Genomic DNA, 16,356 nt, shown 5'->3' with positions numbered 1-16,356 from the left:
TTGATGAAAAGGCTATTCGGTCAGTTGGACATTAACAGCCTGTTGTACGACAGACAATACGCAAATGCCGGATAATCTATATTGCTGGTTTTTAACCATTTTCACTGCGTAAGCTTTTCGTAAGCAAAATATTAGCCACAAGGCCTGTTGCGTAAGCCAATAGACAAATAAGTTCTCTAGCGTGCTTCGGTTCGGGTGCGGTGCCTGAAAACGGGGTAATACAAGGAGAATTCAAATGTGGAATATAACAATATCTTCGCCGGTTTTTACCCTAACAACTTTATTATCAGCCAGTATTCTTAGTGCCTGCAGTGGCGGTTCCTCCAGTGAGCCGCCGATTGTATCGAAAGATAAATGTGCAATATTTGGCGTTGGAGCAAAATGTGATATTGCTACAGGTCGGCTTTTTCAACTGATTTCACCCGTTGCCGCATCGGCTGAGCCTCGTCCGGTGTTATTGGCCTTTCATGGTTCGCCACCTTCATATGGTACACCGGAAAAGCTAAATCAATTTTTAGCCTTGCAGCAGTTTGCTGATCAATATGGTTACTTGATTGCTCTACCGCAAGGTGGTGATGATTGGGCGTGGAGCAGCGAGTTGCAACCTGGTGCAACCAAAAGCGTTGATACCCAGTATGCTCAAGACATCGTTGACCGCTTGGTTAGTGCTCACAATGCGGATGCTTCAAAGGTCGCAACGATAGGCTTTTCGGCAGGTGCTATGATGTCTTACCAGCTGATATGTCAGATCCCAGAGCAAGTTAAAGCCGCGTTTACTATTTCTGGTCAGGCAGTAGGCGAGCTTGCTGCTTGCCAGCCCGCACTGCCGGTTGCATTACATCATCTACATGGCACCGGTGACACCGAAATGCCGATAAACGGCCGCGTGACCATATCGGGTAAGAAGATTAACAGCTTAACGGATACGCTGGCACGCTTCAGGCAAATAAATGGTTGTGCTTCAACCTATGAGGAGATCGAACCTATACAGCTGCAAACTGCTGGCAACCTGGCAACACGCTTCGAGTATCAAGGATGTTTAAAGGTAACGGGTTATACCCTGGTAGAAACAACAGAACATCAACCGGATTACATTAAGACAGAACTTCACACGTTGATGCATACCCTATTTGACTCAGCCTTTTAATCTTGCTCATTACAACCAGCCTTTTTGCCGGGCAATGCGTGCGGCGTCGATGCGGTTGGCTGCATTAAGCTTGTTGATGGCCTCAGACAAATAATTACGCGCGGTACCTTCAGCTATAAACAAAGCACTGGCAATCTCGCTGGTGCTCTGTCCATCAGCGGCAAGTCTTAGCGCCTGGCGCTCTTTATCGCTTAATGGGTCTTGTTCTCCCAGCGAATTAAGCAGTAATTCGCTGTCGATAACGCGTTTGCCTGCCATTACTTGCGTGATGGCGCTAACTAACTCCTCCACTGGCGCATCTTTTAATAAAAAGCCACTGACCCCGATATCCATAGCACGTTTAACATAACCGGCGCGGCCAAAGGTGGTAATGATTACTACTTTGGTTGCCAGTTTTTGTTGCTTTACGTATTGCGCTAAGTCAATGCCGGTTTGGCCAGGCATTTCAATGTCACTGAGCAGTAAATCAAATGGTTGTTGTTTTAACAAGGCTAATGCAGCAGTGCCGTCGGCCGCTTCTGTTACCTGATAATCGCCTTCCAGTGTCAGCAGCGCTGTTAGTGCCCCGCGCACCATGGCCTGATCTTCAGCCAGTAAAATTCTCATTACATTTGCTCCTGCAGCGGCAGTTGGATGGCGGCGTTAAAACCGTCGGTGTAGGTGGTTGTTAGCTGGCCACCGATAGCGGATAAGCGTTCACGTAAACCTTTGATGCCATTGCCCTCGGTTACTTTAGTGACGTTGCCATTGTCATGCAGGTTAATATGCAACAGTTTATCCTGTTGATCAAAACTCAGTTGGCAGCAATCGCCATTACTGTGGCGAATAACATTGGTAGCTAATTCAGTTAGTGCCAGTATTAATGCAGTTTCGCGCCGGTTGTCCAGCTGAGGCATATCACCGATTAGCAGTGCCTGAAAACCGGCATCACGTAACCGGTTTAGTAGTTTAGCGATCTCTGCCGTCAGCCCCTGATGTTTATAACCCGACACGCTCTGTCGTACCTGGCTTAGCGCATCGCGCGCTATCTGACTAAGCTCGGTAAGCTGTTGCTGTGCAGCGTCAGTGTGCTGGCGGGCTAGTAGTTTTTCGGCTAAATCTGCTTTTAGAATGATACTGGATAAGGTGTGACCGAGAATATCATGCAAATCGCGGCCGATACGCTCGCGCTCTACCATGGTCGCCAGCTGTTTAATTTCATCTTCGCTTTGCAGTTCTGCCAGGCGATGGCGCTGCTTAGCTTGCTCGGCACGGCCTAGCAAGCTTACCGCCACTATGATAGGTAGCCCCATGATTAAAAACAGCTGCCATTCAATATTAAGGCTTACGTCCAGTACAACCAACAGTGTTATAAGCATTGCCATTAATAACAGATAACGTTTTAACGAATAGGCAAAGCCAATAAAGAAGCCGGCATAAGAAAACATGGCGATAGAGCCGGAGTTAATCGGTGTAATCAGACTGGCGACCAGCACAATACCTACGATAGGCCAGTGTAGCTCGGTTCGTTGACAGCGGTAAGCCCAAAAGTAACAGAGCAAAAACAGCACTAAAGCAGATGCCATACTCAGGTATTCCCAAATAGCAAAGTGCATGACAAATAACGGAATGACATAAAACACCAGATTGATCAGGTAAATCCAGCTGAGTTTACTTTCAAGCTTCTCGTAGGATGTCATCGCGCTCTCCTGCTTGGGTTTAGTCGCCAGTGTAATCAGTAACTGGTTTGTGGCGCCAGTGACAAAGGTCATATTACAAGGTGGCATTTGTCATCCACTATTGCTGACAAGCGTTACCTGTGGCATTTGAACTTCCAACCTACACTGGCTCCATCAACATCACACACAGCTAAACACTGACGGGGTCTACGACATGAAAGCATTCAATACGACAATTTGTAATCTGGTTCTGGCATTAGGTTTGGGCAGCAGCTTGCTGAGCCTGCCTGCCGCGGCGCAACAATCTGTCCCTGCGACAGCGGCACTACAGCAGCAGGCATGCGCTTGTTTTGAAGTGAAAGTGGTCGGCGAAGGCCCTGCGGTAATTCTTATTCCGGGTTTAGCCTCGTCTGGTGAGGTGTGGCAAAGCACGGTTGAAGCACTGAAAGCTGACTATCAGCTACATATTTTTACGCTGGCCGGATTTGCCGGCGTCAAGCCAATACCTATGCAAAGCTGGGGTGAAGGCTATCTGGCATTACAGCATCAAGCAATTCTTCGCTATATCAGTGAACAGCAGTTAGATAAGCCGGTAATCATTGGTCATTCACTGGGTGGCTATCTGGCGCTGGCGTTGGCTGCGGATGCACCGGAGCATATTAGTGCTGCGATTAATGTTGATGGTTTGCCGGCACTCGGTGCGATGCTTGGACAGAGCAATACGCAACACAGATCACAAAGTACATCAAAAAATACATCAGAAAACGCATCACAAAGCACGGCCGGGACTGGCGATAGCAAACCACAGCCTCAACGGGGTGGCTTTGACCCTGTAGCAATGGCAAAAAGCATGGCAAACAACGAGCAATGGCAGCAGCGCATCGTGGCGGATATGTATCGCTCGGATGGCCAAACCTCAGGCCGGGTATTTGGCGAACTGATGCGGGCAGATTTACGGCCACAGTTGTCTAATCTTCGCGTACCGGTGCTTACGCTGGGTGCTCTGCAACATGGCGCGCCTTACAGCACACCAGAACAGGTGCAGAAAAATTACGAAAGTCAGTTGGCTAATGCCCCGGCAGCGTTTCACAGTTTCGCTTTTGCCCATGATTCCAAACACTTTATTATGGCTGACGCACCTGAGTGGCTAAACCAGCACATTCAGCAGTTTTTGTCTAAGCAGCAAGGTTAAAGGGGGCAAGATGAAACCACAGACCGATGCAGCGCTAAAGGTAAGCAACCTGCACAAAAGCTACAACAGCAACGTTGTACTGCAAGGGGTAACACTGGATGTTGTTCCTGGCGAAGTACTTGCGATACTGGGGCCAAATGGTGCAGGTAAAACCACACTGATCTCGGCTATTTTAGGCCTGGTTAAGACTGACAGCGGTGAAATACGCCTCTTGGGCCAACGGCAAGACAGCATGGCGCGCAGTATGGCTATACGACAGAAGCTGGGTGTGATGATGCAAGTGGGCAGCCTTAGCGCCAATTTAACCGTGTTTGAGCAATGCGATTTATTCAGTAGTTATTTCCACAACGGCTATAGCCCGACAGAACTGGTTGGCCTTGCCGGACTGGAGGGCCATGTTAAACAACGTTTTAGTCGCTTGTCAGGTGGCCAAAAGCAGCGTTTATTGTTTGCGTTGGCACTTGCCGGTAAGCCGCAACTGGTGTTTCTGGATGAGCCGACACTGGGTATGGACGTTGAAGCCCGTCGTAGTTTATGGCAGCAGGTTGGCCGGTTAAAACAGCAAGGCGTTGCTGTGGTGCTAACCACACATTACCTGGAAGAGGCCGAACAACTGGCCGACCGCGTTTTAGTGCTGGATCAGGGGGTTATTGTTGCCAGCGGTAGCCCGGCTGAGCTTAAAGCGTTAACGCAGTACAAAGTTATCAGCTGTCATAGTGCACTGGACAATGCCGCTTTACTTGCACTGCCCGGCGTACAAGAACTAAGCCGTGACAACAAACGGATTACCTTACATAGCAGCCAGCCTGAACAAACGGTTAAAGCCCTGCTACTGGCAGACGAAAGTTTACATCAGCTGGAAGTGCGGTCGGTAGCGCTGGAACAGGCTTTCTTGCAGCTGACCCAAGGTAGCAAAACAACAGAGGAGCAAGCCGCATGAGCACTGCCGCAATCTATCGTAAAGAAGCCTGGTACGACTTAATCAGTGTTTGGCGTACGCCCGGTTTTGTTATACCGTCGCTGGCATTTCCGCTGATGTTTTATCTGTTTTTTGGTGTGGTATTCAATACAGGCGCTGCCAGTACTTATATGCTGGTGACTTACGCATGTTTTGGCATTATGGGGCCGGCGATGTTTAACTTTGCCATGAATATTGCCAGCGATCGCGCTCACGGTTGGTTAACCCTAAAACGACTATCGCCAATGCCGGTTCCGGCTTACTTACTGGCTAAATTCAGTACCGCGCTGGTGTTTTCGCTGGTAATTATCGTGGCGTTGTTCACCGTGGCCGCCCTGTTTGCTGATGTCAGGTTGCATAGTGCACAGTGGTTTCTACTGGCGATGGTATTGTTGTTGGGCACCTTGCCGTTTGCCTTAATCGGGCTGATTTTAGGTTTAACACTTAGCGATAAAGCTGCGCCGGGTGTGGTCAACTTACTTTATCTACCGATGGCGTTTTTATCCGGCCTGTGGCTGCCAATTCATTTGTTGCCAACGGTATTGCAGCAAGCCAGCTGGATTTGGCCCAGCTATCACTTGTCACAACTGGGTCTCAAAGTTATCGATATGGATCAGGGCCATGCGCTGTGGCTACATTTGTTAGTACTGGTTGTCAGCAGTGTGCTGTTAGCTGCCCTGGCGGTGTGGTCGTTTAAACGCCTGACAGGACAGAAAGCATGAAACAATGAATAAGCCTGAACTAAACCGAACCTATCTGAACCAGCAAGCGCAGGGGGAAAATACAATTTACTGCCTGGCATGTCAGGCAGCAAATTGTAAACCATACTGGTTGCCTTTTTGCCAGACACACTGTGCGATATTGTGGCCAAAGCGCTCGCTGTCAATGCTTACGTTATCGCCCGTTTTTAACTCACCGTCAAATTGAATGCGGGCGCCACCGCCTTTACTAAAGTCGAGCACCTTACAGCTGGCGGCAAACTCTTTTAGTGTCAGCTGCGCTTGCGGGGTATCGTTTACCTGAAAGCGCATGGCATTACGCCGGTCAGCCAATTTATCAGCCGCAGGAAAATCCGGATTTTGCGGCTGATAATTACCTTTCGCAACACGCTGGTAGACACTGTCGTGAATACTGACATTGATTGGCGGATTTGCTGGATCACCGAACACGAGCCGTACCGACTCTGCACTGGCCATTTTTTCCAGCAATTTATAGCTAAAGCTGTAAGAGTCATGCGGTTGCATATGCAGGTCTGGCTTGCACTGTGCATCCAAATAGGTCTGATTAAACACCAATCCTAGTGCCGAAGCCTTGCCTACCATCCACTGCAAGGCGATATCGGACAAACCGCATTCGGCGTAGCCACCGCCAATATCTGAATGGGCACCGGCAAACCAACATTGCTCCATATATTGGTCATCTTGCAGGGTGCCGGTCCACATATCGGGTTGAAATGGCGCCCGCTTTTCATCCAGTGCCAGAGCGTGGTAGGCATATTTAACTTGTGCACAGATGCGGGTATTAAAAAAGCCCACCCAATTGCGGGTAAACTTACCAAGTAAAGGTGTTGGTGCGCCAAGAGCGCCAACCGTGTCAAACACGCCAACCATACGAATATCTGGGCGATAGTTGTCTTCGTATAGTCCTTGCTGGCGTTCTTCAGGCTCAGTGCGATAGTGCTTGTAGGCTTGAGTTAGCTTATCCAGCGTGCTTTTTTACAACAGCCCAACCGCATTAATTAGGCCAACAAAGGCGCGAGCGGTATAGGCGCCACGGCTGAATCCGAAAGCATATATTTCATCGCCCAGCTGATAGTTATGAATTAAAAACCGATAGCAATCCAGTACATTTTTTTCCAGCCCACTACCAAAGGCACCACCAATAAATTTATCTATTTTTCCGCCGGTGCCTACGCCCTGATCGTAGAATACCACCTGATGAATGCCGTCAGGGCTGACAGGGGAAATAGCCCTAACCATTTTAGTGACGTTAGTCGGGATGTCATCAGGCTCATTCCAGGTGCCATCACAACAAATGATAATACGTTTTGCTGCCGCCATAACTTTACTCCTGTTAAAAAATAACCGGCATATCGCTTAGCGATAACGGTGTCGGTTAGAGCATCAAGTATAGTCTAATGTTGATTAAAAAATGCACAGTTAGGGTGATATTAGTGAGCAGTGTCAGATGCAGATTAAACTATGTTCAGCAAACCGGCCTGGTATAAAAACAGTACTATCAGCGCTGATAAAAGTTTGGTAAAAATCACTATCCAGACGCAGTCTTTGAAATCGGCGTTGGTGGCACGCATTAGCAGATAAATGTAGGCAATAATACTGAGCAGCCAGCCATAGTTGGGGATTAATGCTATGACAGATACCACAAACACGACGGACAATAATACTTTTAGCTCAGCCTTAACCCAGGCTAAGCGACTGGCCAGATAGACACAGCAGGACGTTAATAGCACATCCAGCGCAAAAATAACGGCTGTTACGCCCATGAAGCATCCTTTTACTGTCTTATACCGGCGCACTGGCTAATACATTGCTGAGGTGCTGGTAATTAAGCTTTGTTTGTCGAATATATTTTTAATTTAAGTGTGGCTGTTACCTGTGCGCAGTGCAACCCTTTTATGGCGCCATTTGCTGTGCAGCTGCTAACAAATTTTTTACGAACATGTACCAAAGCGGTGATCGCAATATCTTCTAAATTAGAAAAAAACATTAATAAAACAATCCTATGACCCGAAGTTGCGCTACTTTGAACAGGACTCCTTATCCATTAATCATTGAATACTAACGAGGGCGGGAATGCTTGGAAAGCGCGTGATGTGTGTTGATGACTCGCCAATAATGTTAGCGAAACTCAAGCAACTAATTGAATCATTGGGATATGAGGTTTGTGCAACAGTACAATCCGGGCATGATGCACTTAGGCTGTACCCAGAGTTAATCCCTGATGTAGTGACATTAGATATCACCATGATGGGTTTGGACGGCATTGAAACGGCGAAGCAGTTGCTGGCCCAGCACCCGGATGCGCGTATTGTCATGGTCACGTCCCATGGGCAGCAGAATATGGTAGTAAAGGCATTAAAAGCGGGTGCCAAAGGGTATGTAATGAAACCTATTGATGCAGCCAAGCTCAGTGAGCATTTAGCGCGAGCGTTGGAGTTGGGGAAGGTGTATGAGTAAAAATGCCGATGCCGGCCTAAAGCCGGACCAGATTTTTACTCCCCTGTTAAACACCTCTCTTGCTCACTTACTGGCTAAAGGTCATGCTTTTACCCCGTTTGAATCCGTGTCGGTTATTGAACCAATTCGCGATGTTTCTTCAATGATCAGTCTTACTGGACCTGTCAGTGTGATGCTATTGCTTAACTTTGACTATGCCATGGCTTGGCGACTGATGCAGGAAGAAGTGCGGGAGCTGGGGATGACAGAAAATGACGAAACGCTTGAAGCGGTGTTGGGTGAAATCACTAATATTATCGGTGGCAATGCCACTACAAGCCTGGCTTTTGCCGGGCAGACTGTGCATTTGTCATTACCCTTGATTTTTCGCTCTGCCAAAATACGGCCTGGCCTGAATGAGGTGCTGATCCAACGTTCCAGCCTGGAACATGAGCTGGGGAAATTAGACGTGTATTGTGTTACTCCGGCGATACCCGATGCAATTGAAACGGATTAAGGCTTGATCGCTAAGTGATCACTAACCTGCGTTATACCTTAACCTTATTAGTTCCGGCTTTGCTGGCCTTGTTGCTACTAAGCGCCGGACTATTTTCACCAGCAGATGCGGCGTTATCAAAGCACAGCGCTCCACTACCCGAATTAACGTTTTCGTTGGCGGTATTAGAAGATAAAGAACAACAGCTAACCGTTATGCAGCTTGCTTCTGATGCAAGCCAGTCGGCTTTCACGCCATTAGCCTTAACGAAGTTTAGTGCCGGCTACAGTCAGTCTGCTTTCTGGTTACGGATCACTCCAGGCAAAGGCTGGGAGGGATTAGCTGAGCCTCATTTTATCAGCCTGGATTACCCGTTATTGCAAGATATTGAAGTGTACAAACTGCCACGTACTGCGCCGGTCAATAGTCAGCCGGAACGTATTGGCCGCGCAGGCAGCGCGATACCCATGGCCGAGCGGACCTCCGGCACCACAGTACATTATATTCCGGTTGGCGCTGCAGCGTCAGAGAACGTTTTTTTGTTGCGTATTGTCAGTAACACCAGCGTGTCGGTGCCGGTTGAAATTGTTTCTGCAACACAGCGTGAGCAACGTATTGTACAAAAATACCTTTGGGTAGGCTTTATCCTGGGTGTGTTGTTATTGTTAGTTATTTACAACGCCTTGGTCGCTATTTGGACAAAAGATAAAGCCAACGCCATTTATGTGCTGTTTCTGGTAACTATAGTATCAGTATTTATTTCTGTTACCGGCATAGGCAGTACTCATTTGTGGCCGGATGCTGGCCCTAACATGCTTTGGCTGGTGCCTGTTTCACTATATGCCTTCAGTATATCTAGTTACTTGTTTACGCTGGAGTATTTCCATAGCAGAGCCTTACCAGGCAAGGTAGCAATCGCTTTAAAAGCGCTGGTTTGCTGGTCGGTTTTACTGCTGCTGTTAAGCGGCTTGTTTAGTTACGCTACTGCTATGTTGCTGGCCGTTTATAATGCCCTGGTGATGGTGTTTATTCTGTTTACCGTGGCGTTGCTAGCTAGCCTCAAAGGCATGCAGGGTGCCAGACTGTATTTGGTTGGCCGCTTTTTTGTGCTGACCGGCGGTGTACTGCAATTTTTGAAAACCTATGGTTATATTGCGGCCTACCCTGCCACGGAATATATTTTGTTTTTAGGTGCCATTCTTGAGGCGATTGTTTTATCCAGTGGTTTAGCACTTAGAGCCGACAGGTTGGAGCAGGAAAAAGACCAGGCCAGGGCTAGCTTATTACATAGTAAAGAGACGTCTCTGCAGGCGCTGTCTGACGTTAACGCCAAGTTGGCACAAGAGGTAGCAGAGCGGATTCAGACCGAAAAAGTACAAAAAACTTTATTTACTATCAGTGAGTTGGCGGCAGGTGATGCTGACATGCACAGTTTTCTAAAAGACGTGCATCAATCCATATCATCATTACTATTTGCCAGAAATTTCTTTGTCGCCTTGTACGATAAGCAACAACAAACCATACAATTTCCCTACATCGCTGATGAAAAGGATACCGATTTACCGCAACCACAAGACAAGGTCGCGGTCGAAAAGCTAAACGGCAGTTGGACCTTATGGATCCTGCAGCATGGCATAGCCTTGTATGGTGATGAAGATAAAATTGTTAAGCAAAGTGGTTTGCAGCCACGGTTTGGCAGTGTTGCCAGATATTGGCTGGGGTTGCCTTTATTTAGCGAGCAACAAACCTACGGCGTACTTTGCTTGCAGATTTATGATGATCGGCCTGGGTATACCGACGAGGAGCGACGACTGCTGGAATACGTCTCGAGGCATATTTCACAGGCGCTGCAACGCAAACAATACCGGGCACAACTCGAAGCGCAGGTGCAAGAAAGAACTCAGGCTTATCGTGACAGTATGCAAGCGCTGGAGCAGGTTAACCGGCAGCTTAATCTGGCGGATAAACAAACTCAGCTGCATCTGAAACAAGTTAAAGCCCTGCTGGACAATACAGGTCAGGGCTTTTTAACCTGTAATAGTGCATTGCAGTTAGAGCCGGATTACAGCAAAGAGTGTCTGAAAATTTTTAATGCTCCTCGTCTTAGTGGCGATATTGTGAACTTACTGGCGGCTGACAATAACAACCTGCAAGCGTTATATCAGGACGTTTTGCCCGAAGTGCTGATGGCTGATCAGCCAGCGGATATGGTGCATACCTACCTCAGTCTGTTACCGAACGAACTGCAGTTGGCAGGCCGGTATTACGACCTACAGTACAAAAAAATCAGTGTTGATCAGGTGATGGTGATTTTAAGTGACATTACCGAACAAAAAACATTGCAACACGAACTGTTGCAGCAGCAACAGCAGGCCGGATTTATTGTTTATGCCCTTACGCAGTCTGATGAGGTCCGGGCCACCTTATTAGCTTTCCGTCAATTTATCGATACTCAGCTGGCCAATAAAATCTGGTCAAACCCCGGTAACGCCGAACTGAGGGAGTTGTTCCGCGAGGTCCATACCTACAAGGGGCTGCTGGCACAAATTTACTGCCCACATTTTCCTGAAGTATTACATCAATTGGAAGAAGCATTACAGAACATACTCAATGACCCGGCAATGGCAGTAGGTTTCCATCTGTCTGAAGCGCAATTTGAACAGCTTTCTGCGCTACTAGCAGATGTTATGGCTGTGCTAGAGCAACACCTGGGGGGCAATTTCTTTACCCAGGAAAAAATGTTGCCGGTACCATTGAGTTTAGTGCAGCAACTACAGGCAAACTTTGCCGCTCAAGGTAACCAACCGTTAGCTAAATTGCTGCAGCAACTGCAGTATAAATCGCTAAAAGAGGCGCTAGCTTGTCATTTTGTTACCGCACAACGGCTGGCCCGCCAGCAAGGTAAGTTACTGCAACCGGTAAACTACCTCGGTGATACCGTGTTTCTGGATACAAATTATTACCAGCCGTTAATACATGCCATGGTGCATTTATTCCGCAATGCGGTAGACCATGGTATTGAACTGCCGGAAGAACGGTTGTCGGATGGCAAAACCGCTGCCGCTACCCTTAGCTGTGATGTGCAATATCGGGACCAGCGTCTATTTATCAATATTTCCGATGATGGCAGAGGCATCGCCGTTGAGCAGGTTAAACACTATGCTGTGGAAAAGGCACTGGCCGACAACGCGGCCCTGCAGCAAATGAATGATGATGACATTTTGCATCTTATTTTTGCAGAAGAGCTGACAACAAAATCTGCAGTAACACAGTTGTCAGGCCGGGGTGTTGGGCTGTCAGCATTAAAACACCAGTGTAGCAAGTTTTCCGCTACGATCCGGGTAAGTTCTCTTGCGGGCCAGGGATGTAGCTTTGAAATGGTTGTCCCGCTGGCGGGAGGTACTTTTATACTCGATCAGACGGCAAATGAATCGCTCAGCTAGACAGTACAAAGCTTCAACGCTACTGCAAAACCCCGTTAAGTGTCTATTCAAAGCCGTTTATATTATTCACTGTCTTCTGGCAGCCCAACATGGGCATACCCGTTTTTATAATCGACAGTTAATACAAAGTGTTGCAGTATATCGTAACCAAGAATACCCTGTATTTTTTTGCCCCGGATATTAGACCCGAGCGCTTTATACTGTGCTTGCTGAAAAATGCGGCTGTCATCAGCAGGAATGCTAACCAACACATGTTCCAGAGTATAAGGGCCAAACACGACCTCTGGAACACGGTAGTTGTCCATTACGGCGACATGGCTGGTAGCGCCCTTAGAAAGGCTTTGCTCAGCAGACAAGGTGTCATGCCAGCCCATAGCTTCAGACATGGATTTATTAAACAGTAAGCCGCCGTTGCTACCTGTGTCAAAAAGCACCCAGGCTGATTTATCCTCTCCCAGCCCCACTTTTACTATTGGCATACCACTGCCTTTTTGCAGTTGAAAGTCGATATTTTGTAGTTCAGACATCTTAAGTACACCGTGGGTGACAAAACGGATGCGCTGATTAGGGTAGTCAATTTGTAATACAAATTGCTCGAGGAAACCGGCGCCCAATAATAACCCTGTTGAGTGGTGGCCTAAGGAAATGTCAGCTAGCCCATCCAACTTCATCTCGGCGCCGAACAAATTTACCGGTACCTGGTTAAAACTGTTGACCATCTCCGTGCCGTGCACGCCCTTGAGTTTATAATTCTGTCCAGTGCCGAAGCTCAGCTCGTTTTTATTACGAAACGCGCTGTTTAATGCGTTAATTTGTGAGCCGGTATCTATAATTGCTTTTGTTTCAATGCCTGAAATGGTGATGGGTATTGAAATATGGCCATTCTCAATCTTAAGTTCTATCCAAGGCGTAACGCCAGCAAGAGCCGGTAGGGCTGTTAAAACTGCAAAGCACAAAGTGAATAATACTTTCATAACAGAAAGCGTCCTTTCTTAATTAAAAAAACCGAAAACGCATGTTAAACAACCAGCAGCTAAAAGTACATTTAAGTTAATTAAAAGTTTTAATGGGGGTGCGGTTTTTTTAGTTCTAATAGCTATTAGAGACAAATATAGATTTGGTGGTAAATCCCTGCTAGTGATTAGTTGCCCAGCTACCAAGTTTGTAATGCTAGGCAGGTTATTAAATAGCGCCATACTCGTTCGGCTCAGACAAAGCTCAGTACCAGGCTGATAATTACGCCGGTGATGAGCAGTTGCACCAGGCAAAACCCCATAATGTCTTTCGCTTTTAAGCCGGCGATAGCCAGTACCGGTAAGGCCCAAAAGGGTTGAATAAGGTTGGTCCAGGCATCACCCCAGGCAACGGCCATAGCTATGCGGCTGACATCGGCACCTAATTCCAATGCTGCGGGCAGCATTACCGGCGCTTGTACAGCCCACTGGCCACCGCCGGAGGGCACAAAAATATTCACAATGCCTGCGCTGATAAAGCTCCAGAACGGCAGTGATTCGACGCTGGCAAAGCTGACAAACCACTGTGACATACTTTGCGCTAAGCCAGATTGCAGCATAATGCCCATAATACCGGCATAAAACGGAAACTGAATAACAATGCCAGCACCGCCCTGAATGGCCTGCTGCAGGCTATGCAGTAACCGCCGTGGCGTACCGTGCAACACTATCGCTAAAAACAAGAACAGGAAGTTAACGATATTCAGGTTAAGGCTGCCACCCTTGGCAAAATATTGTACCAAGTAAGCAATACCGGCTAAACCCACTAGCAATGCTAGCAGCAGGCTATTTTCCAGTTTATCAGCCGGGCGGGCGTTACCACTTTGCGCGGGCGGCGTATCCTGCAACTTGGCGCGGTCAACATAAACACTGTCGCCGGCCTTGGGCAGCATCAGATAATTGACCAGTGGTATTGCCACAAACAACAACGCGACTAATAACAGGTTAAAACCGGCAAAAATGGTATTGCTGGTACTTATAACGCCAATAAGCGCTTCGCTAAAATGGCCGGGGGTAGCAATAGTCAGCGGAATAGAGCCCGCCAGACCGCCATGCCAGACGACAAAACCAGAGTAGGCGCTGGCTACCAGCAAGCGGTAATCCACTTTAATACGCCGCGCCAAAGCTTTGGCAAATAAGGCTCCGACCACTAAACCAAAGCCCCAGTTTAGCCAGCTGGCAACCAGCGATACCACCGTTACCAAAATAATGGCCTGGCCAGCTGATTTAGCCAGTGTTGCCAGGCGGTTTAGTATGCCGGTTACCAGCGGTGTACTGGCTAACATAAAGCCGGTAACCAGCACCAACAGCATTTGCATCGAAAAACTAAGTAGACCCCAGAAACCATCACCCCAATATTGCAGTACTTGCAGTGGACTTTGCTGTTCAACCAATACTGCAGCAACAAACACCACTATGCTGAGCAGCAACACAAAAATGTAAGGGTCAGGCAGGTAACGTTCAACCAGTTTAACTAAGGGTTTGGCAGCGGCGTTTAGCATCAGTTCACCAGGGTAAGCTATTGTTGTGGTTATACTTTAGCCAAAACCAACCAGAATAAACAGGCATGTGCTGCAACTTGCGCCTGTTAACCAGCCGCTAATAAAGTGCTTTGGTTGGTGGCAGGCCAGATACCAGCTAATTGCAAAAGTGGGTAGTAGTACTAAAATCAGGCCCGGTTCTGGCCAGATAATATACAGCAGACTAAGACTAAGCATTGACAATAATAATGGCGGAAGATACTGCCAACGTTGCAAAGCTTGTGGGTACAAGTTAAAAAACAACGCATAGTGCTGCACGGTGTTATTACTATTGAGCTGCATACTGGTGCTTAGCACGAGTAAACACAGACCGCAGATAAAGCTGATTAACGCACTAAGGTCCGGCCGCTGTTGCAGGCTGATATAAGCCATGAGCAGGCATAGTAGTAGCAGCATACAGCGGCTTAACCATTGTGGCAGCTGATGGCGCCAGCATTTTAACCAGAATAACAGCGCATTGCGGCTTCTAAACTGTAGTGATGGAAACCGAAACGGCAAAAGAGCGCTAAGCCAAAGTAGCGCCAGTAATCCAAGGCCGCTACTAAAAGAAAGTGGCCATAGCAGCATGGCCGGTAAACAAAGCAATAATAGCAAAGCAGTCGGCTGAGGCCGGTACAGGGCGCTTACAGTAAAAAGCAGTTGCAGTATGGCAAAGCTTAGCTGGGGTAATACCGTGTGCCACAGGTTAAGATCTGCGCTAGCGATAATCAGCAAATGCAGCAGTAACATTGGGCTGCATAGCAGCATTAACAGCATATCAGCGCTACGCTGCCAGACCGACGGCACAGCGAAGCTACGTAAAAATATTTGGTAGCGACTGGCCAGAACGGCATCCTGATACAACCACAACAGCAAGGTCTGACCGCAAATTAAACACCAGCACAGCAGCAGGCGTTGCTGCACCGGCAGATCGGGTCGGTACAATACACCCAACGCCAATAGCAGCATAAATAATAAAGCAGCCAGTGCAGGCCCCAGTAATATGACAAGCCATAACATTAGCTGCTGCAGTTGCTGCATTAACTGTCGCGTGGCGCTACCAAAACAGCGCCAGCGAAAGCGCAGATAGACGCTAAACCTCATGCAGGGCAACCAGAGTAAAACCCTTATCAGCATATAACTGGGCTTCATTGCTGGCGGCAATGATCCAGCCGTTAAAACTCGCGATGAGTTGCCATAGCAATGCCTGGGCCTGTGCATCCAACGCAATATTAGCTTCATCTAACAGGAGCAGGGCTGGCTGGCGCATAAAAGCGAGGATTAGCTGTAATTTTTTCAGATTACCCGTGGATAAGCTGGCGCATTGAGTATCAAGTTGGGGCTGAAACTGAAAGTCGTTAATTAACTGTTGCGGCCAGCCTAATTGCCAAAGTTGTTGGGTTAGCAATATAACATCCCGTGCGCTGGCGAAATCCGGCAACGTAATGGCGTCACTGGCAATAGCGATATCGGCGCGCGCCTTTGTAATGAGTGCGTCCTGCCAGCGAATGTCACCGCTTTGATAAGGCAAAATGCCGGCGATAGCACAGAGTAAACTGGATTTACCACTTCCATTGGCGCCGGTAATGCAGCTAAGGCGCTGAGTAAATTGTTGCTCATACTGCTGCAATACTATTTTTCCGCTGCGGTGTACACTAAGGTTGTTGATTTTGACTGACATAGCGCTTATCTACTTATTTCTCTGCAACACTGTAAGGTACTGTTTTGGCGGCTAAGCGGCCGGATATGCTCA

General features: G+C 47.8%; 15 protein-coding genes and 1 pseudogene. 7 read left to right on the top strand and 9 right to left on the bottom strand.

The genetic code is table 11. The annotated features are described in order from the left end of the window. Positions 1-235 precede the first annotated feature (235 nt). Positions 236-1,147, top strand: coding sequence for a CE1 family esterase (locus tag H595_RS0100980; RefSeq protein WP_027669499.1), 912 nt, complete (start codon positions 236-238; stop codon positions 1,145-1,147). Between the two features lie 9 nt (positions 1,148-1,156). Here H595_RS0100980 and H595_RS0100975 read toward each other — a convergent pair whose 3' ends face one another. Both H595_RS0100975 and H595_RS0100970 read right to left on the bottom strand, forming a co-directional pair. After that, positions 1,157-1,753, bottom strand: a complete 597-nt coding sequence (locus H595_RS0100975; protein ID WP_027669498.1) for a response regulator transcription factor — start codon at positions 1,751-1,753, stop codon at positions 1,157-1,159. Further along, the gene (locus H595_RS0100970; protein ID WP_240474802.1) at positions 1,753-2,913 is read right to left on the bottom strand and encodes an ATP-binding protein; all 1,161 of its coding nucleotides are present in this window, start codon (positions 2,911-2,913) and stop codon (positions 1,753-1,755) included. The genes H595_RS0100975 and H595_RS0100970 overlap by 1 nt, the downstream gene beginning before the upstream one ends. A 106-nt stretch (positions 2,914-3,019) precedes the next feature. Here H595_RS0100970 and H595_RS0100965 point away from each other — a divergent pair, with 106 nt between their 5' ends. From H595_RS0100965 to H595_RS0100955, 3 genes are read left to right on the top strand one after another with little or no spacing between them, the layout of a single operon-like run. After that, the gene (locus H595_RS0100965; protein ID WP_027669496.1) at positions 3,020-3,997 is read left to right on the top strand and encodes an alpha/beta fold hydrolase; all 978 of its coding nucleotides are present in this window, start codon (positions 3,020-3,022) and stop codon (positions 3,995-3,997) included. A 10-nt stretch (positions 3,998-4,007) separates the two neighbouring features. Further along, positions 4,008-4,937 carry an ABC transporter ATP-binding protein gene (locus H595_RS0100960; RefSeq protein ID WP_027669495.1) on the top strand — a complete coding sequence of 310 codons (930 nt, stop codon included), beginning with the start codon at positions 4,008-4,010 and terminating at the stop codon, positions 4,935-4,937. Further along, positions 4,934-5,677: an ABC transporter permease gene (locus H595_RS0100955; protein ID WP_027669494.1), complete on the top strand. Its 744-nt coding sequence runs from the start codon at positions 4,934-4,936 to the stop codon at positions 5,675-5,677. The genes H595_RS0100960 and H595_RS0100955 overlap by 4 nt, the downstream gene beginning before the upstream one ends. An 81-nt stretch (positions 5,678-5,758) precedes the next feature. Here the strand turns inward: H595_RS0100955 and H595_RS24670 are convergent, their stop codons facing one another. From H595_RS24670 to H595_RS21435, 3 genes and pseudogenes are all read right to left on the bottom strand, one after another. After that, on the bottom strand, positions 5,759-6,151 hold the full coding sequence (locus H595_RS24670; RefSeq protein ID WP_276202254.1) for a PilZ domain-containing protein: 393 nt from the start codon (positions 6,149-6,151) through the stop codon (positions 5,759-5,761). Between the two features lie 132 nt (positions 6,152-6,283). Next, positions 6,284-7,015, bottom strand: a pseudogene (locus H595_RS24520) (DUF2235 domain-containing protein); the annotation flags it as partial. 134 nt (positions 7,016-7,149) lie between these two features. Beyond that, positions 7,150-7,458 carry a hypothetical protein gene (locus H595_RS21435; protein ID WP_037053301.1) on the bottom strand — a complete coding sequence of 103 codons (309 nt, stop codon included), beginning with the start codon at positions 7,456-7,458 and terminating at the stop codon, positions 7,150-7,152. Positions 7,459-7,768: 310 nt separating this feature from the next. On the opposite strand from H595_RS21435, the gene H595_RS0100935 reads away from it, so the two are divergent. The 3 genes from H595_RS0100935 to H595_RS0100925 are packed head-to-tail and all read left to right on the top strand — an operon-like array spanning position 7,769 to position 12,070. Beyond that, a complete protein-coding gene (locus tag H595_RS0100935; protein WP_027669493.1) occupies positions 7,769-8,152 on the top strand; it encodes a response regulator in 384 nt (127 codons plus the stop codon). Next, positions 8,145-8,648 (top strand): chemotaxis protein CheX, encoded by a 504-nt coding sequence (locus H595_RS0100930; RefSeq protein WP_027669492.1) that lies wholly within the window; start codon positions 8,145-8,147, stop codon positions 8,646-8,648. The genes H595_RS0100935 and H595_RS0100930 overlap by 8 nt, the downstream gene beginning before the upstream one ends. A 14-nt stretch (positions 8,649-8,662) precedes the next feature. Then, a complete protein-coding gene (locus H595_RS0100925) occupies positions 8,663-12,070 on the top strand; it encodes a 7TM diverse intracellular signaling domain-containing protein (protein ID WP_027669491.1) in 3,408 nt (1,135 codons plus the stop codon). A 62-nt stretch (positions 12,071-12,132) separates the two neighbouring features. Here H595_RS0100925 and H595_RS0100920 read toward each other — a convergent pair whose 3' ends face one another. The 4 genes from H595_RS0100920 to H595_RS0100900 form a co-directional block, all read right to left on the bottom strand. Next, positions 12,133-13,044: an aspartyl protease family protein gene (locus H595_RS0100920; RefSeq protein WP_027669490.1), complete on the bottom strand. Its 912-nt coding sequence runs from the start codon at positions 13,042-13,044 to the stop codon at positions 12,133-12,135. Positions 13,045-13,277: 233 nt separating this feature from the next. Then, a complete protein-coding gene (locus tag H595_RS0100910) occupies positions 13,278-14,585 on the bottom strand; it encodes a short-chain fatty acid transporter (RefSeq protein WP_027669488.1) in 1,308 nt (435 codons plus the stop codon). Between the two features lie 36 nt (positions 14,586-14,621). Then, positions 14,622-15,707, bottom strand: coding sequence for a DUF6136 family protein (locus H595_RS0100905; protein WP_027669487.1), 1,086 nt, complete (start codon positions 15,705-15,707; stop codon positions 14,622-14,624). Continuing rightward, a complete protein-coding gene (locus tag H595_RS0100900; RefSeq protein ID WP_037053298.1) occupies positions 15,697-16,284 on the bottom strand; it encodes an ABC transporter ATP-binding protein in 588 nt (195 codons plus the stop codon). The genes H595_RS0100905 and H595_RS0100900 overlap by 11 nt, the downstream gene beginning before the upstream one ends. Between the last annotated feature and the right edge of the window lie 72 nt (positions 16,285-16,356).

The organism is Rheinheimera baltica DSM 14885 (genome assembly GCF_000425345.1).
Taxonomy (GTDB): Bacteria; Pseudomonadota; Gammaproteobacteria; order Enterobacterales; family Alteromonadaceae; genus Alishewanella; species Alishewanella baltica.
This window is presented reverse-complemented; position numbering and strand designations above follow the sequence as displayed.